Below are 20,957 nucleotides of genomic sequence, written 5' to 3'. Positions count from 1 at the left end.
AATGAATTGAACATAACCTTATAATTTTATTAACGGTAAATTTACGTTTGATGCATATTTCTTCTCCCCCTAAATCACCGACAATTGGGAATACGTCTCCTTCCAATTGGCCGCTGGCGCTTTGTGCCGGGTTGTTGGGCATCGGGCAAAACGGCCTGCTGGTGGCATTGCCGGTGTTGGTCAGCATGACTCATCTGTCGCTTTCCGTCTGGGCCGGGCTATTAACGCTCGGCTCGATGCTGTTTCTGGTCGGCTCACCCTGGTGGGGCAAGCAGTCGGAAATTCGCGGCTGCAAGTTTGTAGTAACCATGGCATTAGCAGGGTATTTGTTCAGTTTTGCTTTACTGGCAATGGCGGTTTGGGGGCTGGCGGCAGGCTGGCTTGCGCCAATGCCGGGATTGGGCGCCCTGATCGTGGCACGGATTATCTATGGCTTGACGGTGTCCGGCATGGTGCCGGCCAGTCAGACCTGGGCCCTGCAGCGGGCCGGTTACGAACAGCGTATGTCGGCGCTGGCCACCATCAGCTCCGGGCTGAGCTGCGGACGGCTGCTAGGACCCTTGTGCGCCGCGTTGGCGTTGTCGATTCATCCGATGGCGCCGCTGTGGCTGATGGCGCTTGCGCCATTAATCGCCTTGCTGGTGATATGCCGTCAGCATAACGATCCGCCTTTGCCACCGGTAGCCCATCAGCAAAACCGGCTGCGTCTCAATATGGTGCCTTATCTGCTGTGCGCGGTCCTGTTGGCGGCTTCGGTCAGCCTGATGCAACTCGGGTTGGCGCCGCATTTGAGTCGTTTATTCAGCCACTCTGCCACCAGCGTCAGCCATCATGTGGCGGTGCTGTTGAGCGTAGCGGCGGGTTGTACCTTGTTGGCACAGTTTCTGGTGGTGCGGCCACAGCGCTTTAGCGCGTCACAATTGCTGCTGCTTGCCGCCGTATTGATGGTGGTCGGGCTGGGCCTGATGTGCGCTCAGCCGCTGGCGTTGTTCTATGCCGGTTGTGCGTTGGCTTCCTTTGGCGCGGCTATGGCGACACCGGGCTACCAACTGTTGCTGAATGATAAATTGTCCACCGGCAAAGGGTCGGGAGTCATCGCCACCAGCCACACGCTGGGTTACGGTCTGAGCGCGCTGATGGTGCCGGTGGTGGCCAGGTTTTATGGTGAGTCGCAGCTGATTGCGGCGGCTCTGACGATGGCGGTGCTGTTGGGCGGTATCAGCGGCTGGCTGTGGTGCCAGCACCGTGTCAGGGTAAATTCTGCGGGAGAGTAACAGTTATGTCCGGCACATCAAGCTACAGAGTTTTTGATATCACACTGAAAGTAAAAGAAAACGTATCGCCTTCGTTACTGCGCTGCGTTTTCGAAGGACCGGACGTCCATCGCATGAAGCTGGAGGCGCCGGATCAGCGCATCAAACTGTTGTTCCCGGCGGAGAATGGTCAGCCTTCCTGTCTGGAAAACAGCGACGACTGGTATCGTCATTATATGGCGATACCCAAAGAACAGCGCCCGGTGATGCGTACTTACACGCTGCGAGCCTTGCGCACTGAACTCCATCAGATGGACGTCGAGTTTGTGTTGCATGGCGTCAACGGCCCGGCTTCCGCCTGGGCGACCGGGGCTAAACCGGGTGATACCCTGCAGGCGGTTGCGCCCAATGCCGATTTTGACGGCGACAGCGGCGGTTACGAATGGGCACCGCCGAGCGCATTGCAACAGGCACTGCTGATCGCCGATGAAACTGCGGTGCCGGCGGCGGTGGGTATTTTGGAACAGCTGGCGCAGCAGGCCAATCCGCCACGGGTGCAGGCATTCTTTGAAGTGCCGGTCGCGGGTGACTGCCTGAATATGGACCGCTTCCCGTTTGCCGAAGTGTATTGGCTGCCGCGTGATGTGGGACATCAGCAGATGCACGGCACCTTGCTGGTGGAATCGGTGCGCCAGCGGGTGAATATTCCAGAGTCGGCGCGTACGCAGTCACAATCGCTGACCGAAAACAGCCTGGGCGGCGACCTGCTGTGGGAACGGGCTGAAGGGGCGAAAAGCTTCTACGCCTGGGTCGCGGCAGAATCCTCAGCAGTGAAGGCATTGCGCCGTTACCTGATTGGCGAACGCGATTTGGACCGTTCCACCGTTAACTTTATGGCCTATTGGTGTTGAGTTAAAGGGCGCGATGCTCGCGCCCTGAGTCTTATCCCATTATACTCACATGCGCGGCGACGATGCGCCAGCCGCAGGGCAATTTGACCCAGGTTTGCATCTGACGGCCGACGCTGTCGCTGCCGGGGCGGCGGAACTCGGTGCTGGCGACGGCCATATCGTCACCGTAGGTGGTGATGACGGTGTTTTCCAGCAGGCGATCCAGCCCTTTTGATGGCCGCTGTTGGCGGAAGTCGCGGATCTGATCGATACCGTACAAATTCTCCGTCGCACCATAACGGACGGTTCGCCCGTCGTGCCAAAACAGCTCGTCCAAAACTTCAATATCATTGCCAGTCAGCGCCTGTTCGTAACGATAAAAGGCGGCGTTCACCTCTGCCAGCACTGCCGGCCTGTCGATATATTCACTCTTCATTAATTAATCCTGTTTCCCTGGTAAAACACAGATCGCTACGCCGCGTTGCTCCAGCGCATAGGCGGCTCGCAACGCCAGATCTTCACGCCATGGCGGTGCGATAAGCTGCAGGCCGATCGGCAATCCAGACGCCGTTTTCAGCGGGACCGTCACCACCGGCAGGCCGAGAAAAGAGATCGGCTGCGTCAGCATGCCCATGCTGGCGCGGATCGGCAGGTCGGTGCCGTTGATACGCATGGTTTCCTGACCAATAACCGTCGCGCCGCATGGTGTTGCCGGGGCGATCAGAATGTCCCAGTGTTCAAACAGCGGCAATACCTGCTGCTGGAAATGGGTGCGGAAACGTTGTGCCTGCAGGTACCAGGCGGCGGGTAGCATGGCCCCGGCCAGCAGCCGCTCGCGCGACAGCGGTTCAAAGCGCTCAGGCTGGCTGCGCAACTGCGGCAGATACTGATTACCTCCCTCGGCGGCGGTGAGAATAAACGCCGCCGAACGCGCCAGTTCAGCCTGTGGCAGTTCAACTTCGGTAATGGCTTCCAGCGCCTGAGCGACCTGTTGCACCGCCGCTTTGGCGTCTTCGTTGCACCATTGCTGGAAATAGCCGGTCAGCACCGCACAACGCAGTCCTTGTTGGCCACGCGGCAGCAGCGATTCGGTTTGGGTAATCGGTTTATCCGCCTGGAAGCGGTCTTCGATATCGGTGCCTTGCATCACGTCATACACCGCGGCCAGATCGCGCACCCGCCGGGCAAAGGGGCCGACATGATCCAGACTGGCGACAAACGGCTGGCTGCCGCTGCGCGACAGGCGGCCAAAGGTCGGCTTCAGTCCGAAGATACCGCACAGCGAAGAGGGCACGCGTATTGAGCCGTTGGTATCGCTGCCGAGTGAAAATGTTACCAGCCCGGCGGCGACCGCAGCCGCTGACCCCCCAGAGGAACCCCCGGCAATACGCGTGGTGTCGTGTGGGTTACGCGTTGCGCCATAGTGGCTGTTTTCGGTGGTGAAACCGTAGGCATAGGCATCCATATTCAGCATGCCGGAGAGCAACGCGCCCTGTGCCGCCAGCTTGTTGACTACCCAGGCGTCCTGTTTGGCGGGCGGGTTATCGCAAAACAGGCTGGCACCGGCCAGGGTGGTTTCGCCGGTGACATCGAACAGATTTTTCACCGCATAAGGAATGGCCGCCAGGCTGGGTAGAGCTTGCCCTTTGGCTCGGGCGCGATCGAGATGATCGGCCTCCGTCAGCATGCGTTCACGGGTGACGTGGGTATAGGCGTTCAGCGAGGGGTTCAGGGTATCGATATTGTCCAGCGTGTGCTGGGCTATTTCGCGGGCGGAAATCGCGCCCTGTTTCAGGGCGGCGCGAGTCTCGGCGATCGACAGTGCGTTTAACGGATTCATGCTCGATACACTCCGGCGGTTTCCAGGCGCTGATCGAGCGGCAGGGCCATCAGCGGCTCGGCCATTGCGGCGATGCGGTTGAATTGGATCAGCAGTTCCTGACGGCGTGCGTCATTCAATTCCAGGGCCAGTATGTTCTCCATCTGGCTGATATAAGCCGCCCAGTCGGTGGCAGGTGGATGGTTCATGGGGATCCCCTTATTGAGAGAGCGGCTAGAAGCCGGCGGCGCTGCCGTTGCTGCGTGGATCAAAAGCGCCTTCGAGCATGCCGTTAGTATGGCGAACAATGGCGCCGGCATGGCCGACCGCCTCGCTGAAATCCGGTAATAGTTCCACCTCGTGGCCGCGTTGACGCAGGTAGGCCAGGGTTTCTTCGCTAAAACGCCCCTCCAGTTTTAATGAGTCGGAGCTTTCACCCCAGGTGCGGCCGAGCAGCCAGCGCGGCGCGCTGATCGCCTGTTGCAGCGGCAACCCCTGTACCACATGGCGGACAAACACCGCCGCCTGGGTTTGCGGTTGGCCGTCGCCGCCCATCGAGCCGTACACCAGAGTGCGTCCGTCATACAGGCGTGCCGCTGCCGGGTTCAGAGTGTGGAAAGGTTGTTTACCCGGCGCCAGTGCCAGCAAATGTGCGGCATCCAGGCTGAAGGACGCGCCACGGTTTTGCCACAGCACGCCACTTTGCGGCAGTACTACGCCGCTGCCGAATTCGTGATAAATGCTTTGAATAAAGGACACCGCCAGACCGCTGCTGTCCATCACCCCCATCCACACGGTATCGCCCGGCCCTTTGCCTTTCCCCCAGGCGGCGGCCTGTTCAGGATCGATGCGCCTGGCCAGCGCATCCAGATGTTCGGCCGCCAGTAACGCCTGTGGATCCTGAGTCATCTGACGCGGATCGGTGATGAATTGGTCACGCAGGCCGAAAGCCAGTTTGGTCGCTTCGACGATGCCATGTACCACCGCGCCTTCGCTGCGGCTGGCTAGCGGCAGACGGTCGGTCAGCCCGAGGATCGCCAGTGACACCAGGCCCTGAGTCGGCGGCGTCAGGTTAAAGATCTCACCTTTTTGATGCTCCAGCCGCAGCGGCGTACGGCGGCGTGGCCGATAATCCGCCAGATCCTGCGCAGTGAGTGGCATGCCCAGCCTGGCCATATCCGCCGCCATGCTCTCTGCCAATCGGCCGCGATAGAAACTGTCCAACCCCTGTTCGGCCAACGCTATCAGGGTGTCCGCCAACTGCGGCTGACAGAAACGCTGCCCGGCGTGAGGAATTTCACCGTGCGGCAGATAGGTGCGGGCAAAATGCTCCCGATCGGCCAGCTCATGATATTTGCTGCGGGTAGCCGCCTCCTGCGAGGCCGTGACCGGAATACCGTCCGCGGCGTAGCGAATCGCATCTGCCAGCAGGCGTGGCAGCGGCAACTTTTCGCCGCCCAATTCAGCGGAGTAATCCAGTGCTTCCTGCCAGCCACCGACGGTACCGGCGACGGTCAGTGCGGCTTTGGGTCCCCGATGGGGAATGTGACTTTCACCGGCGTAAAAATCCAGCGTGGCCAGCGATCCGGCTGCGCCGCTGGCGTCGATGGCCACCGGATCCCCCTGCGGCGGCACGATCAGCCAGAACCCGTCACCTCCCAGGCCGTTCATGTGTGGGTAGACCACGGCGATGGTAGCGGCGGCGGCGACCATGGCTTCAATCGCGTTGCCGCCTTTGCGCAGTATCGCCAGTGCACTTTCGCTGGCGAGGTGGTGCGGCGTGACGGCCATACCCAATGGCGCGGTGTTGCTGTTAATCATTTCTTGGCCCTTGTTTGAGGTCAGCGTCTGCCTCAAACACAAGCAAGAGACGTTCCATGTTTTCTGCCAGGGCAATAATCGCTTGCCAGCGGGTGGATTGACCGTGCTATGTTCCGCTGAAACAAAGGTTACAGCAGGAGTAGCAATGCAGCAGATTGATGAACGCCTGCGCGGGGAATATCCGCAGCTCACGCCGCAGGAACAGCGGGTGGCCGATTTTATTTTCGATCACTTCGATGACCTGATCAGCTACAACAGCGCCGAGCTGGCACGCCTGAGCGGCGTCTCCAAAGCCACCGTCAGCCGCTTGTTCAAACGCCTGGGCTACCCGAGCTACCGCGCTATGCGTGACGAATTGCGCACGCTGCGCCAGAGCGGTATGCCGCTGACCGATAACCGGGATGCGGTGCAGGGCAATACCTTGCTGGCGCGCCACTACAAGCAGGAAATGGCTAACCTTACCCAGTGGGTGAACCATATTGATGCCGACCAGTTCAACGCAGTGATTGCTGCTTTGGTGCAGGCGCGGCGCGTGGTGTTGATGGGGTTTCGCAATAGTTATCCGGTGGCGATGCACCTGCGCCAGCAACTGATGCAGGTGCGTGAGCAGGTGTTACTGGTGCCGCAGCCGGGTCAGACACTGGCGGAAGAGCTGGTAGATCTGGCCCAGCAAGATGTAGCGATAGTGGTGGCGTTTCGTCGCCGACCGCGCCAGATGCGGGCGTTGTTGACACAATTGCAGGTTCAGCAGGTGCCGACACTGCTGGTGTGTGAACCCCAGGCACAGGCGCTGATCCCGCTGGCGAACTGGCATCTGGCGGCGCCGCTCGACAGCGTTTCCGCCTTTGACAGCTATTCCGCTGCCATGAGTCTGGCCAACCTGCTCAGCAATGCCCTGCTGCACGAGACGCTGGCGCAGGGGCGGCAACGCATTCACCAGATCGCCGATCTGTATACGGGTCTGGATGAGTTGGAGCAGCGCTGATCCCAGCGCTATTTTGGTGCTGACGCACTTTGATGGTGCGCAATTTGCCCGCTTTATTCATTCACCCTGTCATCACCTTGACAGGGGAATTCCCAGCTTAATCCCCTAACTTACCGACACTAAAGCCGATCGTTGCTGATGTCGCTTATTGGCACATTAGTTGCAGAGTGGTGATCAAAGAATCTTTTGTTTCATAATTTCACCATCGGGGATAGTCTATGAACTTCAAGAAAATCGGCGTAGTGGCATTAGGTGCAGTGCTGTTGATGGCTCAGGCCGCTTCGGCGATGGCGGATCAACTGCAGGAAATTCAGCAGCGCGGCGTGCTGCGGGTAGCGGTGCCGCAGGACTTCCCGCCGTTCGGCTCCGTGGGCACCGATCTGCAGCCACAGGGCTATGACATCGATATGGCGCAGTATCTGGCCGACAAGATGAAACTTAAGTTGCAGCTGGTGCCGGTCACCAGCGCCAACCGCGTGCCTTATCTGCAGACCAACAAGGTTGACCTGGTGATTTCCAGCCTGGGCAAAAACGCGGAACGCGAGAAGGCGATCGCCTTCAGCCGCACCTATGCGCCGTTCTTCCTGGGCGTATTTGGCCCGAAAGAGTCGGTGCTGGCAGACGCCGCGCAACTGGACGGTAAAACCATCGGCGTGACGCGCGGTGCGGTGGAAGACATGGTGCTGAGCGACACCGCGCCGAAGGGCACGCAGATTAAACGCTATGAAGACAACAACACCACACTGTCGGCTTATCTGTCCGGTCAGGTGCAATACATCGCTACCGGCAATCTGGTGGTGAGCGCCATTGCGCGGCAGAACCCGACCAAGGCACCGGTGGCCAAATTTATGCTGAAAGATTCACCCTGCTATGTCGGGCTGCGTCTGGGTGAACCGGCGCTGAAAACCAAAGTGGACCAACTGATTGAACAGGCATTGAAGGATAACACCCTCAATGGTCTGTCCGAGAAATGGCTGAAAGCGCCGCTGCCTGTCGACTTCGGTGCATAACGGGGGCGCCTGATGACCTATCAGCTGAACTTTCCTGCGCTGTGGCCTTACCTGCCTGAATTGCTGGCCGGTCTGTTGACCACCATTGAGCTGACGGCTCTGGCCACGTTGATCGGGGTGGCGCTGGGTATTTGTGGTGCGGCGATCCGCAGCGGCAAGGTTAACCTGGTTAGTCGCGTTTGGGGCATTTACGTTGAGGTGGTACGCAATACGCCGTTCGTGGTGCAGCTGTTCTTCATCGTCTTCGGCCTGCCGAGCCTGGGCTGGAAACTGACCGCCGGGCAGGCGGCGCTGCTGGCTATGGTGATAAACCTGGGGGCTTACAGTACCGAAATTATCCGTGCCGGTATTCAGGTGACGCCGAAAGGCCAGTGGGAGGCCGGCAGGGTACTGGGTCTCAGCCGCAGCCAGACTTTTTTGCGCATCGTGCTGCCGCCGTCGCTGCAGCGGATTTATCCGGCGCTGGTCAGCCAGTGCATTATCGTCATGCTGGGGTCATCGGTGGTGTCGCAGGTGTCGTTTGAAGAGTTGACCTTCGCCGCCAACCTGATCCAGTCGCGCACCTTCCTCAGTTTTGAGGTGTATCTGGTGACGGCGCTATTTTACCTGCTGTTGTCGATACTGATGCGGCAGCTGTTGCTGGCCGCCGGACGCCGTTTTCTAGGGAGCCAGGGCTGATGCTGACTTTTACCGACTGGGACATTGTGCGCAACCTGCTGCTGGCGGCGCGCTGGACCTTGCTGCTGTCGCTGACGGCGTTTTTTGGCGGCACCCTGGTGACGCTGCCGCTGTTGTTGCTACGCCTGAGCAAACGTACGTGGGCGCTGCGGTTGGTTCGCGGTTATTCCGAGCTGTTTCAGGGCACGCCACTGCTGATGCAGCTGTTCCTGGCCTTTTTTGGGCTGGCACTGTTCGGCATTGATGTTAGCCCCTGGACCGCGGCCGCGTTGGCGCTGACGTTATTCACCAGCGCTTTTCTGGTGGATATCTGGTCCGGCAGCATCGCCGCCTTGCCGAAAGGCCAGTGGGAAGCGTCGCGCTGTCTGGGGCTGAGTTTTGGCCAGGCGTTGGTGCGGGTGATCGTGCCGCAGGCCGTGCGTATTGCCATTGCACCTACCGTCGGCTTTTCGGTTCAGGTGATCAAGGGGACCGCATTGGCGTCGATCATCGGTTTTGTCGAACTGACCAAGGCCGGCACCATGCTGAACAACGTCACTTATCAACCCTTTAAAGTTTTTGGTCTGGTGGCGCTGGGCTATTTCCTGATGTGTTATCCGCTGTCGCGCTACAGTCATTATCTGGAGAAGAAATTCCATGCCGCTCATCACAATTAATCAGGTTCAAAAATATTACGGTCAGAACCATGTACTGAAGGGCGTGGATCTGGATATCGACATGGGCCAGGTGATTTCGATCATCGGCCGCAGCGGCTCCGGAAAAAGCACGTTGTTACGCTGCATCAACGGGTTGGAAGGTTATCAGGAAGGCAGTATCAAACTGGGCGGCATGACGGTGACCGATCGCGATTCGCAGGCGCGTGAAATCAGTCGCTCCATTGGCATGGTGTTCCAGAACTTCAATTTATTTCCGCACATGACCGCGCTGGAGAACGTGATGCTGGCGCCGCGTCGGGTGCTGAAGAAAAGCTCGGCCGAATGCCGCGAGCTGGCGGAAGAGATGTTGAATAAGGTCGGGCTGGGCGAACGGATGCATTACTCACCGGCCAACCTTTCCGGCGGCCAGCAGCAGCGGGTGGCGATAGCGCGGGCGCTGGCGATGAACCCGAAAGTGTTGCTGTGTGACGAAATTACCTCGGCGTTGGATCCTGAACTGGTGGGCGAAGTACTGAAAGTGCTGGAACAGCTGGCCAAAGAGGGCATGACGCTGATCCTGGTGACCCATGAAATGAACTTTGCCCGCGAGGTCGGAGACCGGGTGGTGTTTATGCACCAGGGCAAGGTCTGGGAGCAGGGCGATAGCCGCACGCTGTTCGCCAATCCGCAAACGCAGGAATTAAAACAGTTTATTGCGTCGGTCCGCGGTCTGTCTGAGAACTGATGCCATCAACTTTATTAAGTTATTAAGCTGGTAAGGAATTAACATGTTAGATATCACCCAATTCGATCAGATTAACCCACCCGCCCGCCTGTTGATGGGGCCGGGGCCGATCAACGCGGATCCGCGCGTGCTGCGTGCCATGTCGAGCCAGTTGATTGGTCAGTACGATCCGGCGATGACCGGTTACATGAATCAGGTGATGGAACTGTATCGCGCATTGTTCCGCACCGAAAACCGCTGGACGATGCTGGTGGACGGCACTTCTCGCTCCGGTATCGAAGCCATGCTGGTCTCCTCCATTCGCCCTGGAGACAAGGTGCTGGTACCGGTATTCGGTCGTTTTGGCCATCTGTTGTGTGAGATAGCCCGCCGCTGTCGCGCCGAAGTACACAGCATCGAGGTGCCCTGGGGCGAAGTATTCAGTGCCGACCAGATTGAAGACGCGATCAAGAAGGTACGTCCGCGCCTGCTGTTGACGGTGCAAGGCGACACCTCCACCACCATGCTGCAGCCGCTGGAGCAATTGGGAGATATCTGTCGCCGCCACGGCGTGCTGTTTTACACCGATGCCACTGCCTCTTTTGGCGGTAACCCGCTGGAAACCGACGCCTGGGGGCTGGATGCGGTCTCCGCCGGTCTGCAAAAATGCCTGGGCGGCCCATCGGGCAGTTCGCCGGTCACGCTCAGCCCGCAGTTTGAAGAGATTATTCGCCGCCGCAAATGCGTGGAGCAGGGCATACGCACCCTCGATCACGCGGATGGTGAGGATGAGATGATCTACTCCAACTATTTCGATCTCGGCATGATCATGGATTACTGGGGGCCGGAGCGCCTGAACCACCATACCGAAGCCACCAGCATGCTGTTTGCCGCGCGCGAGTGCGCCAGGGTGATCCTGGAAGAAGGGCTGGATAACACCATCGCCCGTCATAAGCTGCACGGCGCGGCCATGCTGGCCGGCATTCAGGGTATGGGGCTGGAAGTGTTCGGCAGCCTTGAGAACCGAATGAATAACGTGCTCGGCGTGGTGATCCCGCAGCAGGTTCATGGCGAGCAGGTACGCCAGATGATGCTGAACGACTTCGCCATTGAGATCGGCACCTCGTTCGGTCCGCTGCAGGGTAAAATCTGGCGCATCGGCACCATGGGTTATAACGCGCGTAAAGACTGCGTGCTGCAGACTCTGACTGCACTGGAAGCGGTGCTGAACCGGCTGGGTTTCGCCAGCCAACAGGGCGAAGCGCTGCAGGCGGCCTGGAATACCTACGACGACGGGAGTCGTTGATGGCGGCGCTGTTAACCGCCCAGGAGGCGGAGCAGGCCGCGGCACGGGTGATGGACCGCTGCGATGCGCTGGCGGCGATCAGCGCCACACCGGGCCAGTTGACGCGGGTCTACCTGTCACCGGAGCATCAACGCGCCAACCAGCTGGTCGGCGACTGGATGCGCACTATCGGCATGGAAGTTTGGCAGGACAGCGTCGGCAACCTCTGTGGCCGCTATGAAGGCCAAACGCCCAATGCCCCCGCACTGCTGCTCGGGTCGCATCTGGATACGGTACGCAACGCCGGGCGCTATGACGGCATGCTCGGCGTGTTGACCGCGCTGGAAGTGGTGGCGCATTTGCATCGGCAGCAGCGACGTTTGCCGGTGGCGGTGGAGGTGATTGGCTTTGCCGATGAAGAGGGCACACGCTTTAGTATCGCGCTGCTGGGTAGCCGGGGCATTACCGGCCAGTGGCCAGCCGACTGGCTGCAGCGCACCGATGCCGACGGTATCAGCGTGGCACAGGCGTTGCGTGAGTTTGGGCTGGATCCTGCAGCCGTCGGTGAAGCGCGGCGAGCACCCAGTGATATTTGTGGCTATCTGGAACTGCATATTGAACAGGGACCGTGCCTGGAGGTCGCCGATCTGGCTTTGGGCGTGGTGACGGCGATTAACGGTGCCCGTCGGCTTAACTGCACTTTTACCGGTCAGGCTGGGCATGCTGGTACCGTGCCGATGGGGCAACGCAAAGACGCACTGGCGGCGGCGGCAGAATGGATGGTGGCGGTAGAGGCGATGACCTCGGCCGGTGACGGACATCTGGTGGCGACCGTCGGCCGGATTGAAAGCCTGCCAGGGGCAGTTAATGTGATCCCCGGTGAGGTCAGGCTGTCGCTGGACGTGCGTGGGCCGGAAGATGGCCCGCTGGCGGCGTTGCTGACGCAACTGCTGGAACAGGCGCAGGCGATCTGTACCCGTCGGGGACTGCGTTTTGACAGCGAAGAGTTTTACCGCATAAATGCAACGGCTTGTGATGCAAATTTGCAACAGCGCTGGCAGCAGGGCGTGATGGCGGTTCAGGGGCGCAGCATGGCGTTGCCGAGTGGTGCCGGGCATGATGCTATTGCCGTAGCGGCCTGTTGGCCGGTGGGGATGCTGTTTGTCCGCTGCGATCGCGGCATTAGCCACCATCCGGCCGAAGCCGTCAGCCAGTCCGACGTGGCGCTGGCGATCCAGACTTACTGCCAGACGGTTGGCAGTTGGGAGGATGGCTGATGCGTCTGCAGCGATTTAATCAGTTACCGGAGGCGGAGGCTGAACGTTTACTGCGGCCCTGCGTGGATATTGCGGCCTGGATTGCGGCGGTGATGGTGGCGCGGCCATTCAGCAGCCTTGAAGCCGCACTGGCGGTGGCCTGGCAGGCGGCATTGCGCTGGCAGCCGGAAGAGGTCAGCCAGGCACTGGCGCAGCATCCGCGTATCGGCGAACGGGCCAAAGGCCAGGGGCAAGAGGCGCAGTTTTCGCAGCGTGAACAAGCGGCGGTCAACGCGCAGGATGCAGAGCTGACCGAAGCGCTGCGGGTCGGCAATCGACGCTATGAACAGCAATTTGGCCAGGTGTTTTTGATCCGTGCCGCCGGTCGTGACGGCCAGAGCATTCTGCGCGAGTTGCAAAGGCGATTGAGCAACAGTGTGGAACAGGAACGGCAGGAAACAGCCGAACAACTGCGTGAAATCACCATGCTGCGTTTTAAGGAGTTACTGAGCGATGAGTAATATCAGCACCCATATTCTGGACACCTCACTGGGTAAACCCGCTGCGGGCGTACGGGTGTGGCTGGAATATCAACAGGACGGGCAGTGGCGAACTCTGGCAGAGAGCCAGACCGATGCTGACGGCCGCGCGCGTGATCTCACCTCTGACAGTCTGGGCGCCGGACATTACCGCCTGTCTGCCGATCTCGGCGCTTACTTTGCCGCTGACCTGCGTGCCACGCTGTACGCCACGGCAATTATCGATTTCGTCATCCAGGATGCGGCGCAGCATTACCATTTACCGCTGCTCATCAGCCCGTATTCCTATTCGACCTACCGGGGCAGTTAAACGCCCTTAGCGGTTAACCCGCATTGACGAGGTACTTATGGCTCTGTCTCAGGATAAGGGTGCGGCTTCGTGCTGCCCGGAAGATGAAAAACTGCCGCTGGCAAAGACCTTCGCCTACGGTTTACAGCATATTCTGACCATGTACGGTGGGATTATCGCGCCGCCCTTGATCATCGGTTCGGCCGCAGGGTTGAGTGCGCCGCAGATTGGCATGTTGGTGACGGCAGCCCTGTTTGTCAGTGGGCTGGCGACTTTGCTGCAAACTCTTGGGGCACCCGGCTTCGGTTCGCGACTGCCGCTGGTACAAGGCGTTTCCTTTGCCGGGGTGGCGACCATGGTGACGATTGTCACCGGTGATGGCGGGCTACCGGCGGTGTTTGGCGCGGTGATCGCCGCTTCGCTGGTCGGGCTGTTGATCGCGCCATTCTTTTCGCAAATTATCCGTTTCTTTCCGCCCGTGGTGACCGGCACCGTAGTGACGGTGATCGGGCTGTCGCTGATGCCGGTGGCGGTGCGCTGGGCCATGGGCGGCAACGCCAGGGCGGCAGACTGGGGATCGACCGGAAATATTGGCCTGGCAGCATTCACGCTGATGGTGATTTTGCTACTCAATAAGGTGGGTTCTCCGGCGCTGAAACGACTGTCGGTATTGCTGGCGATGGTGATTGGCTGCGTGGCGGCGCTCCTGGCTGGTAAAGTGAGCTTTGCCGCCGTCGGCAACGGGCCATGGTTGGCCTTTCCCGAGCCATTTGCCTATGGTTGGCCGACCTTCGAACTGAGTGCGATTATCTCCATGCTATTAATAGTGCTGGTGTTGCTGACGGAAACCACCGCCGGACTGATGGCGGTCGGCGAGATTGTCGGTTCACCGGTGAACGCACGCCGTATCGCCAACGGTTTGCGTGCCGATATGCTGTCGAGCGCGTTGTCACCGGTATTCAACTCGTTCCCGCAAAGCTCGTTTGCCCAAAATATCGGGCTGGTGGCGATCACCGGCGTGAAGAGCCGCTTTGTGGTCAGTGCCGGTGGGGCCATTTTGGTGCTGCTGGGGGTTCTGCCGGTGCTGGGGCGGCTGGTGGCCTGTATTCCGTTGCCGGTATTGGGGGGGGCCGGTGTGGTGTTGTTCGGCTCGGTGGCGGCCAGTGGCATTCGTACTCTGGCGAAAGTGGATTATAAGGACAACATGAATCTGGTGGTGGTCGCGACGGCAATTGCCTTTGGTATGATCCCGATAGTGATGCCGAGTTTCTATGACCAGTTCCCGGGCTGGGTACGTACTTTATTGCATTCCGGTATCAGCGCTTCTTGTCTGGTGGCGTTGCTGCTGAACCTGCTGTTTAACCCTATTGATGCTACACAAGACAATACGGCGGGAGAGGAGGTTTCCTGAAATGACGGGCGCAGTTCAGAACCGCGCCCGAGAATATCAATCGTGGCGCAGGAAGCTGTCGGCATCACGCCAGGCCGGGAAGGCGCTGCGGTAGCTTTGCAGGTTTTCCAGCGACAGTTCGGCGTCCAGCCGTGCGGCGGCACCAGGTTCCACCTGGGCCAGCGTTTCCCCCTGCGGGCTGAGGATCAGGCTGTCGCCGCTGTAGTTCAGGCCGTTACCGTCTTCGCCGACGCGGTTACAGCCGGCCACATACACCTGATTCTCGATGGCGCGAGCGGCCAACAGCGTTTGCCAGTGTTTACTGCGCGGGGCTGGCCAGTTGGCGACGTACAGCGCCAGATCGTAATCCTGCTGATAGCGTGACCACACCGGGAAGCGCAGGTCGTAGCAGATTTGCGGCAGAATGCGCCAGCCGCGCCACTCGAAAATTTCACGTTTTTTGCCTGCCTGATAGTGCAGGTGCTCACCGGCCATGCGGAACAGGTGGCGCTTATCATAGGCATGCACCCGGCCGTTCGGCTCCACCAGCAGGAAACGGTTAACCGCGCCTTCGGCGGTTTTCAGTGCCACGCTGCCGCCGACCAGAGCGTTACTTTTGCTCGCCCAGCCGTGCAGCCAGTCGATAACCTGTTGCTCCGGCAGTGCGCTTTCCCCGGCATCCATGGCAAAACCGGTGGTAAACATCTCCGGCAGTACAATCAAATCGCGGCCGCTTAAGGGCGCCAACAGCTCATCAAAATGCCGCAGGTTGGCTTCGCCATCACGCCAAACCAGAGGTTGCTGCAACAGGGTAATTTTTAAAGTCGACATAACCGCTCCGCAGCCGCATCCAGCGTGGCATCCTGTTTAGCGAAGCACAGCCGGATCAATTTATGGGGGAAAGGATCGGCACAGAAGACTGACAGCGGGATCGCCGCCACGCCAACGTGCTCGGTTAACCAATGGCAGAACGCCACGTCGTCCAAATCGGAGACGGCGCTGTAATCTGCCAGCAAGAAGTATGTACCCTCGCAGGGCAAAATTTCCAGTCGACTGCTGGACAGCGCCTGCACAAAACGGTCGCGCTTGGCGCGATAAAATGCCGACAGCTGCTGCCAGTGTTCCGGCTCGCTGCGCAGCATATCCGCCAGCGCCAACTGGGCCGGGGTATTGACCGAAAAGGTCAGGTACTGATGCACCTTGCGCACTTCCGCGCTCAGCGCTGCCGGTGCTACGCAGTAACCCACTTTCCAGCCGGTCATGTGGAAGGTCTTGCCGAAAGAGGACACCGCGATGGCGCGTTGGCGCAGTTGCGGGTGGGCCAACACGCTGGTGTGGCCGCCCCTGGCGAAACAGATGTGCTCGTAGACTTCATCACTGAGCACGTAGATCTCGCGATCGCTAATGGCGTGCCACAGTTGCTGCATATCTTCCGCTTGCCAGGCAGTAGCAGAAGGATTGTGCGGTGTGTTGAGGATCACCAGCCGGGTGCGCGGTGACAGCACTTGGGCAAACTGTTGCCAGTCGACGCTGAATGCCGGCGGCTGCAACGCAATGCGTTTTAGCGTGCCCCCGGATAGGGTCACCGCCGGTGCATAGCTGTCGTAGCTGGGATCAAAGCAGACAACTTCATCACCCGGGCGCACCAGCGCGCTGATGGCGGCAAACAGTGCCTCGGTGGCACCCGCCGTGATGGTGACTTCGTTAGTGGCGTCCGGTAGCCAGCCGTACAGAGCAGCGGTTTTCTCGGCGATGGCTTCGCGCAGTGGGGCAACGCCGGTCATCGGTGCATATTGGTTCGCCCCCTGGCCGACATGCCAGGCCAGACGTTCTTTCAGGTAGTCCGGGCCATCGAAATCGGGGAAGCCCTGCGACAGGTTGATTGCCTGATGCTGCGCCGCCAGCGCACTCATCTGGGTGAAAATAGTGGTGCCCAGCGCGGGTAGTTTACTTTCGGGAATCAGTGCTGAAGTGCTCATCGTAGGCTAATACTCCTGGCGCTTATGTTGCCGTCAATATAACACGATGTTAGTATTTGGCAATCAAGACGCTTAGATGGCTAAATGAAGAAAAAGTCTTACCCTTAATCAAATCATTCTAGGCATCATTTGCTTATAACCTACAGGTCAAAAAATGTTAATGACTGAAAATCAGCAACTTAAAGCGTTACTGTCGGCCTGTCACTGGATTGGTGAAAAGGGCTGGTGCCCGGCGACCGGCGGCAATATGTCGCTGCGTCTCGATGATCAACATTGTCTGGTCACCGAATCCGGCAAGGATAAGGGCAGCCTGACCGAAAATGACTTCCTGCTGGTGGAAACCGCCAGCAACCATGTGCCGAGCGGTCGCACGCCATCGGCGGAAACCGGTCTGCATACCCTTATTTACCGTTTGTACCCGCAGATTGGTGCGGTGCTGCATACGCATTCGGTGAATGCGACCGTGCTGTCGCGGGTTGAACGCAGCGATGGGCTGGTATTGCAGGGTTATGAAATGCAAAAATCACTCGGTGGGCAGACTACGCATCTGGACAGCGTGGTGATCCCGATTTTCGATAACGATCAGGATATCTCGCGACTAGCGGCACGTGTGGCAGCCCATGCCGAAGTCACGCCGTTGCAGTACGGTTTTCTGGTGCGCGGCCACGGTCTGTATTGCTGGGGGCGCCAGGTCGCGGAGGCTCGTCGTCATCTTGAAGGGCTGGAATTCCTGTTCCAGTGCGAACTGCAACGCCGTTTACTGGAGGCAAAATGATCCGCGCCATCGTTACCGACATTGAAGGCACCACCAGCGATATCCGTTTCGTTCATCAGGTGCTGTTCCCCTACGCACGTAAACGCCTGGCCACATTTGTCCGTCTTCATGCAGAAGATGCCGAAGTCGCCGCGCCACTGACCGCCTTACGCCAGGAGCTTGACCAGCCGCAGGCGGATATTGAGCAACTGATTACTGCGCTGTACCGCTTTATGGACGAAGACCGCAAATCCACCGCGCTGAAGGCGCTGCAAGGTATCATTTGGCGCAGCGGTTATCAGAACGGCGATTTCCGCGGGCATTTGTATCCCGAGGTGGCCGGGCAGTTGGCCGCCTGGCAGCAGCAGGGGCTGAAGCTGTACGTCTATTCTTCCGGTTCGGTAGAGGCGCAAAAGCTGTTGTTCGGCTACAGCGATGCCGGGGATCTGCAACCGCTGTTCAGCGGTTATTTCGATACTCACGTCGGTGCCAAGCGTGAAACCGCTTCGTACCTTAATATCGCCGGTAAAATCGGTATCGCCCCTGATGAACTGTTATTTCTTTCCGACATTCATCAAGAGCTGGACGCCGCGCGTGTCGCGGGTTGGCATACCTGCCAACTGATCCGCGATGAAGCCGATAGTCAGAGCCGGCATCCGCAGGTTAACCGTTTTGATCAAATCGATTTAGGGGAGTTTGCCTCATGAGTGGATTGACCATTTTCAGCGATAAAGAGCCGCAACAGCCGTTGTGGCAGAGCCGTGACGCGCAGGCCATTGAGCAGCAACTGGCGAAGATTGGCGTACGTTTTGAACGCTGGCAGGCGGATCGTGAGCTGGGTGAAAACCCGGAGCCGGCGGCGGTGATCGCCGCGTATCAGCATCAAATCGACCGGTTGGTGGCGGAGAAGGGCTACCAGAGCTGGGATGTGATCAGCATGCGTCCGGATAATGCCCAGCGCGAAGCGTTGCGCAGCAAGTTTCTGTCCGAGCATACCCACGGCGAAGATGAAGTGCGTTTCTTTGTAGAGGGGGCCGGGCTGTTCTGCCTGCATCTGGAGGGCAAGATCTTCCAGATCCTGTGTGAGAAGAACGATCTGATCTCGGTACCGGCCAATACCCGTCATTGGTTCGATATGGGCTCAGCACCGAATTTCACTGCCATCCGCGTGTTCGATAACCCGGAAGGCTGGGTGGCGCATTTCACCGGCGATAACATCGCCGATGCCTATCCGCGTCTCGACTGAGCGCTACAACACGGGCGTTAACCCAACGCCCGTTGGAAAATCCCTTCATTAACCTGTTGTGGCGTGATCACGCCGCTGTCAAAGACCCAACCGCTAATCAATGCCGCCGGTGTCACGTCAAACGCCGGGTTATAAACCGGGGCATCGACGGGTGCCCACTGGCATGAGCCAAAGCTGCCGGTGACACCGGTCACTTCAGCTGCGGCCCGTTGCTCAATCGGGATGGCAGCCCCGTTCGGGCAGTGTGGATCGTGAGTAGTGTGCGGCGCGGCGACGTAGAATGGAATGCGGTGGTAGTGCGCCAGTACCGCCAGGCTATAGGTGCCAATCTTGTTGGCGACGTCACCATTGGCAGCGATGCGATCGGCCCCCACCCATACGGCGTCTACCTGGCCCTGCGCCATCAGACTGGCCGCCATGGAGTCACAAATCAGCCGGTAGGGGATACCCAGTTCACCCAGTTCCCAGGCGGTCAGCCGGCCGCCCTGTAATAGCGGACGCGTTTCATCGACCCACACTTGCTGCACCTTGCCCTGCTGATGAGCACGCAACAATACGCCGATAGCGGTCCCAATACCGGCGGTGGCCAGGCCCCCGGTATTGCAGTGGGTCAGCAGGCGGCTGCCGGGCTTCACCAGTTCGGCACCGTGATCGGCAATGCGATCGCACAATTTTCGGTCTTCTTCCACCAATCGCAGCGCTTCTTCCATCATCGCAGGTACCCATTGCGGCTGTGCCAGTGCCAGCTTCATGCGGTCCAGGTTGTTCATCAGGTTGACTGCCGTTGGCCGTGAGGCACGCAGAGTGATCAGTGCCTGCTCCAGTTCTTCACGCGGCAAGCCGCGCTCTGCCAGCAAGGCCAATAACAGACTGGCGGACAGGCCGATCAACGGTGCACCCCGTACTCGCAGGGTAAGGATATGATCGACCAGTTCTTCCACGCTGTCGCAGCTGCGCCACTGTTTTTCCTGCGGCAAAGCCTGCTGATCGAGGATCCAAAGTCGGTTGTCACTCAAGGTCAAACTGGTGGTGTTAAGCGCTTGCATCGACGGTTAATTCCTTGTTGCGTAGTTATTGCATCTGGAAAGCTATTCTGCCAACATGACTTCCGGATGTATAGACGTCCAAATGCTTTTACGTCTAAAAAATATAATCGCTGGGTCAGTGAGAAAGATTAAAGGGGTTGGGGATGTCACATTATCGTACGTTTACTGCTGCCGATGCCGTTGAGTATGCTCGTCAATACGGGCAGTTAGCCGATCCACAGGCGCTGGTGAGCGCTGACGAGATTGGTGACGGCAATCTGAATCTGGTGTTCAAGATCCGCGATCGTGATGGCGTTAGCCGGGTGATCGTAAAGCAGGCGCTGCCGTACGTACGTTGCGTGGGCGAATCCTGGCCGCTAACGCTTGATCGTGCGCGGATTGAAGCGGAGACCTTGTTGATTCACGGCGGTTTTTGCCCAAGGCATACGGTAAAGGTGCTACATCTCGATGCCGAATTGGCAGTGATGGTGCAGGAGGATCTTTCTGATCATCACATCTGGCGCAGCGAATTGGTCAAGGGTCACTATTACCCGCTGGCGGCTGGGCAACTGGCAGAATATTTGGCACAAACTCTGTTCCATACCTCCGATTTTTATCAGACGGCCCAGCAGAAAAAAGCGGAGGTCAGCCGCTTTAGCAACCCTGAGCTGTGCCAGATCACCGAAGATCTGTTCTTTACCGACCCCTATATCGACCATGAGCGCAATCAGTTCGAACCGGTGCTATTACCGCAGGTGCTTGAGCTGCGTAACGATGCAGCGCTGAGACTGGCTATCGCCGGACTGAAGCATCGTTTCCTGAGCAAGGCGGAAGCGCTGTTGCACGGGGATATTCACAGCGGTTCGGTTTTTGTTGCAGAAGGCAAGTTGAAGGCGATCGACGCCGAGTTCGGCTTCTATGGCCCGATCGGTTTTGATGTCGGCACCGCGCTGGGTAATCTGTTGCTGAACTACTGCGGTCTACCGGGCCTGTTCGGGCCGCGCGATGCCGCTGCCGGGCGTGAGCAGCGTCTGCAGGATGTGCGCGAGCTGTGGTTGATTTTCGCCGATCGCTTCCTGGCATTGTGCCACCAGCAGACCCGCGAAGCGGCACTGGCGGTGCCGGGTTATGCCGAACAGTTCCTGCAGCAGGTGTGGACAGATGCTGTCGGCTACTGTGGTAGTGAGTTGATCCGCCGAACTATCGGCCTGGCACACGTTGCCGATCTGGACAGCATAGATGACGCCGAAATGCGTGCCGAATGCCAACGCAACGCTTTGGGGTTGGGGCGTGCTCTGATCGTCAACGCTCCGCAGATCGAACATATAGACGCGTTAGTGGCCCGCATCCGCCAAAACGGCTAAAACTTCTTAATGCCG

23 protein-coding genes are annotated in these 20,957 nt (G+C 58.9%); 16 read left to right on the top strand and 7 right to left on the bottom strand.

Translation table 11 applies throughout. The annotated features are described in order from the left end of the window. Nucleotides 1-50: 50 nt before the first annotated feature. Nucleotides 51-1,274 (top strand): MFS transporter, encoded by a 1,224-nt coding sequence (locus FCL49_RS23895; protein ID WP_174355400.1) that lies wholly within the window; start codon nucleotides 51-53, stop codon nucleotides 1,272-1,274. Between the two features lie 5 nt (nucleotides 1,275-1,279). Beyond that, a complete protein-coding gene (locus tag FCL49_RS23890; RefSeq protein WP_174355399.1) occupies nucleotides 1,280-2,164 on the top strand; it encodes a siderophore-interacting protein in 885 nt (294 codons plus the stop codon). Nucleotides 2,165-2,195: 31 nt separating this feature from the next. Here FCL49_RS23890 and hpxZ read toward each other — a convergent pair whose 3' ends face one another. From hpxZ to FCL49_RS23870, 4 genes are read right to left on the bottom strand one after another with little or no spacing between them, the layout of a single operon-like run. Further along, the gene (gene hpxZ / locus FCL49_RS23885) at nucleotides 2,196-2,579 is read right to left on the bottom strand and encodes an oxalurate catabolism protein HpxZ (RefSeq protein ID WP_174355398.1); all 384 of its coding nucleotides are present in this window, start codon (nucleotides 2,577-2,579) and stop codon (nucleotides 2,196-2,198) included. 3 nt (nucleotides 2,580-2,582) lie between these two features. Beyond that, nucleotides 2,583-3,983 (bottom strand): AtzE family amidohydrolase, encoded by a 1,401-nt coding sequence (locus FCL49_RS23880; RefSeq protein ID WP_174355397.1) that lies wholly within the window; start codon nucleotides 3,981-3,983, stop codon nucleotides 2,583-2,585. Then, nucleotides 3,980-4,171, bottom strand: a complete 192-nt coding sequence (hpxX, locus tag FCL49_RS23875; protein ID WP_174355396.1) for an oxalurate catabolism protein HpxX — start codon at nucleotides 4,169-4,171, stop codon at nucleotides 3,980-3,982. Before hpxX ends, FCL49_RS23880 begins: the two co-directional genes overlap by 4 nt. Before the next feature lie 25 nt (nucleotides 4,172-4,196). Then, nucleotides 4,197-5,783, bottom strand: coding sequence for a gamma-glutamyltransferase family protein (locus FCL49_RS23870; protein WP_174355395.1), 1,587 nt, complete (start codon nucleotides 5,781-5,783; stop codon nucleotides 4,197-4,199). A gap of 145 nt (nucleotides 5,784-5,928) precedes the next feature. Here FCL49_RS23870 and FCL49_RS23865 point away from each other — a divergent pair, with 145 nt between their 5' ends. The 10 genes from FCL49_RS23865 (at nucleotide 5,929) to FCL49_RS23820 (ending at nucleotide 14,595) form a co-directional block, all read left to right on the top strand. Beyond that, on the top strand, nucleotides 5,929-6,768 hold the full coding sequence (locus FCL49_RS23865; RefSeq protein WP_174355394.1) for a MurR/RpiR family transcriptional regulator: 840 nt from the start codon (nucleotides 5,929-5,931) through the stop codon (nucleotides 6,766-6,768). 218 nt (nucleotides 6,769-6,986) lie between these two features. Further along, complete coding sequence (locus FCL49_RS23860) at nucleotides 6,987-7,778, top strand: transporter substrate-binding domain-containing protein (RefSeq protein ID WP_174355393.1); 792 nt, start codon at nucleotides 6,987-6,989, stop codon at nucleotides 7,776-7,778. A 12-nt stretch (nucleotides 7,779-7,790) separates the two neighbouring features. After that, nucleotides 7,791-8,456, top strand: a complete 666-nt coding sequence (locus FCL49_RS23855) for an amino acid ABC transporter permease (protein WP_174355392.1) — start codon at nucleotides 7,791-7,793, stop codon at nucleotides 8,454-8,456. Further along, nucleotides 8,456-9,112, top strand: coding sequence for an amino acid ABC transporter permease (locus tag FCL49_RS23850; RefSeq protein ID WP_368040127.1), 657 nt, complete (start codon nucleotides 8,456-8,458; stop codon nucleotides 9,110-9,112). The genes FCL49_RS23855 and FCL49_RS23850 overlap by 1 nt, the downstream gene beginning before the upstream one ends. Continuing rightward, the gene (locus tag FCL49_RS23845; RefSeq protein ID WP_174355391.1) at nucleotides 9,093-9,836 is read left to right on the top strand and encodes an amino acid ABC transporter ATP-binding protein; all 744 of its coding nucleotides are present in this window, start codon (nucleotides 9,093-9,095) and stop codon (nucleotides 9,834-9,836) included. The genes FCL49_RS23850 and FCL49_RS23845 overlap by 20 nt, the downstream gene beginning before the upstream one ends. Nucleotides 9,837-9,879: 43 nt before the next feature. After that, nucleotides 9,880-11,121, top strand: coding sequence for a pyridoxal-phosphate-dependent aminotransferase family protein (locus tag FCL49_RS23840; protein WP_174355390.1), 1,242 nt, complete (start codon nucleotides 9,880-9,882; stop codon nucleotides 11,119-11,121). After that, the gene (gene hpxK / locus FCL49_RS23835) at nucleotides 11,121-12,377 is read left to right on the top strand and encodes an allantoate amidohydrolase (RefSeq protein ID WP_174355389.1); all 1,257 of its coding nucleotides are present in this window, start codon (nucleotides 11,121-11,123) and stop codon (nucleotides 12,375-12,377) included. Before FCL49_RS23840 ends, hpxK begins: the two co-directional genes overlap by 1 nt. Beyond that, nucleotides 12,377-12,877, top strand: a complete 501-nt coding sequence (uraD, locus tag FCL49_RS23830; RefSeq protein WP_174355388.1) for a 2-oxo-4-hydroxy-4-carboxy-5-ureidoimidazoline decarboxylase — start codon at nucleotides 12,377-12,379, stop codon at nucleotides 12,875-12,877. The genes hpxK and uraD overlap by 1 nt, the downstream gene beginning before the upstream one ends. After that, entirely contained in the window at nucleotides 12,870-13,205 is a 336-nt protein-coding gene (uraH, locus tag FCL49_RS23825) for a hydroxyisourate hydrolase (RefSeq protein WP_174355387.1), read from the top strand. Before uraD ends, uraH begins: the two co-directional genes overlap by 8 nt. Before the next feature lie 37 nt (nucleotides 13,206-13,242). Continuing rightward, entirely contained in the window at nucleotides 13,243-14,595 is a 1,353-nt protein-coding gene (locus tag FCL49_RS23820) for a nucleobase:cation symporter-2 family protein (RefSeq protein WP_174355386.1), read from the top strand. 36 nt (nucleotides 14,596-14,631) lie between these two features. On the opposite strand, the gene FCL49_RS23815 is transcribed toward FCL49_RS23820, so the two are convergent. Both FCL49_RS23815 and FCL49_RS23810 read right to left on the bottom strand, forming a co-directional pair. Then, nucleotides 14,632-15,405, bottom strand: coding sequence for an amidohydrolase (locus FCL49_RS23815; RefSeq protein ID WP_174355385.1), 774 nt, complete (start codon nucleotides 15,403-15,405; stop codon nucleotides 14,632-14,634). Next, nucleotides 15,393-16,553, bottom strand: a complete 1,161-nt coding sequence (locus tag FCL49_RS23810; RefSeq protein WP_174355384.1) for a pyridoxal phosphate-dependent aminotransferase — start codon at nucleotides 16,551-16,553, stop codon at nucleotides 15,393-15,395. Before FCL49_RS23810 ends, FCL49_RS23815 begins: the two co-directional genes overlap by 13 nt. Nucleotides 16,554-16,713: 160 nt before the next feature. On the opposite strand from FCL49_RS23810, the gene FCL49_RS23805 reads away from it, so the two are divergent. The 3 genes from FCL49_RS23805 to FCL49_RS23795 are packed head-to-tail and all read left to right on the top strand — an operon-like array spanning nucleotide 16,714 to nucleotide 18,553. After that, on the top strand, nucleotides 16,714-17,328 hold the full coding sequence (locus tag FCL49_RS23805; protein WP_174355429.1) for a methylthioribulose 1-phosphate dehydratase: 615 nt from the start codon (nucleotides 16,714-16,716) through the stop codon (nucleotides 17,326-17,328). Then, nucleotides 17,325-18,014, top strand: coding sequence for an acireductone synthase (mtnC, locus tag FCL49_RS23800; RefSeq protein WP_174355383.1), 690 nt, complete (start codon nucleotides 17,325-17,327; stop codon nucleotides 18,012-18,014). The genes FCL49_RS23805 and mtnC overlap by 4 nt, the downstream gene beginning before the upstream one ends. Next, complete coding sequence (locus FCL49_RS23795) at nucleotides 18,011-18,553, top strand: 1,2-dihydroxy-3-keto-5-methylthiopentene dioxygenase (protein ID WP_174355382.1); 543 nt, start codon at nucleotides 18,011-18,013, stop codon at nucleotides 18,551-18,553. Before mtnC ends, FCL49_RS23795 begins: the two co-directional genes overlap by 4 nt. 17 nt (nucleotides 18,554-18,570) lie before the next feature. Here the strand turns inward: FCL49_RS23795 and mtnA are convergent, their stop codons facing one another. Beyond that, a complete protein-coding gene (mtnA, locus tag FCL49_RS23790) occupies nucleotides 18,571-19,599 on the bottom strand; it encodes an S-methyl-5-thioribose-1-phosphate isomerase (RefSeq protein ID WP_174355381.1) in 1,029 nt (342 codons plus the stop codon). Between the two features lie 143 nt (nucleotides 19,600-19,742). Here mtnA and mtnK point away from each other — a divergent pair, with 143 nt between their 5' ends. Next, nucleotides 19,743-20,942 (top strand): S-methyl-5-thioribose kinase, encoded by a 1,200-nt coding sequence (mtnK, locus tag FCL49_RS23785; protein ID WP_174355380.1) that lies wholly within the window; start codon nucleotides 19,743-19,745, stop codon nucleotides 20,940-20,942. Nucleotides 20,943-20,957: the final 15 nt, after the last annotated feature.

It is taken from the genome of Serratia proteamaculans (genome assembly GCF_013337185.1).
Classification (GTDB): Bacteria; Pseudomonadota; Gammaproteobacteria; order Enterobacterales; family Enterobacteriaceae; genus Serratia; species Serratia proteamaculans_D.
The sequence above is the reverse complement of the archived record's forward strand: the minus strand, read 5'-3'. Positions and strand labels throughout refer to the sequence as shown.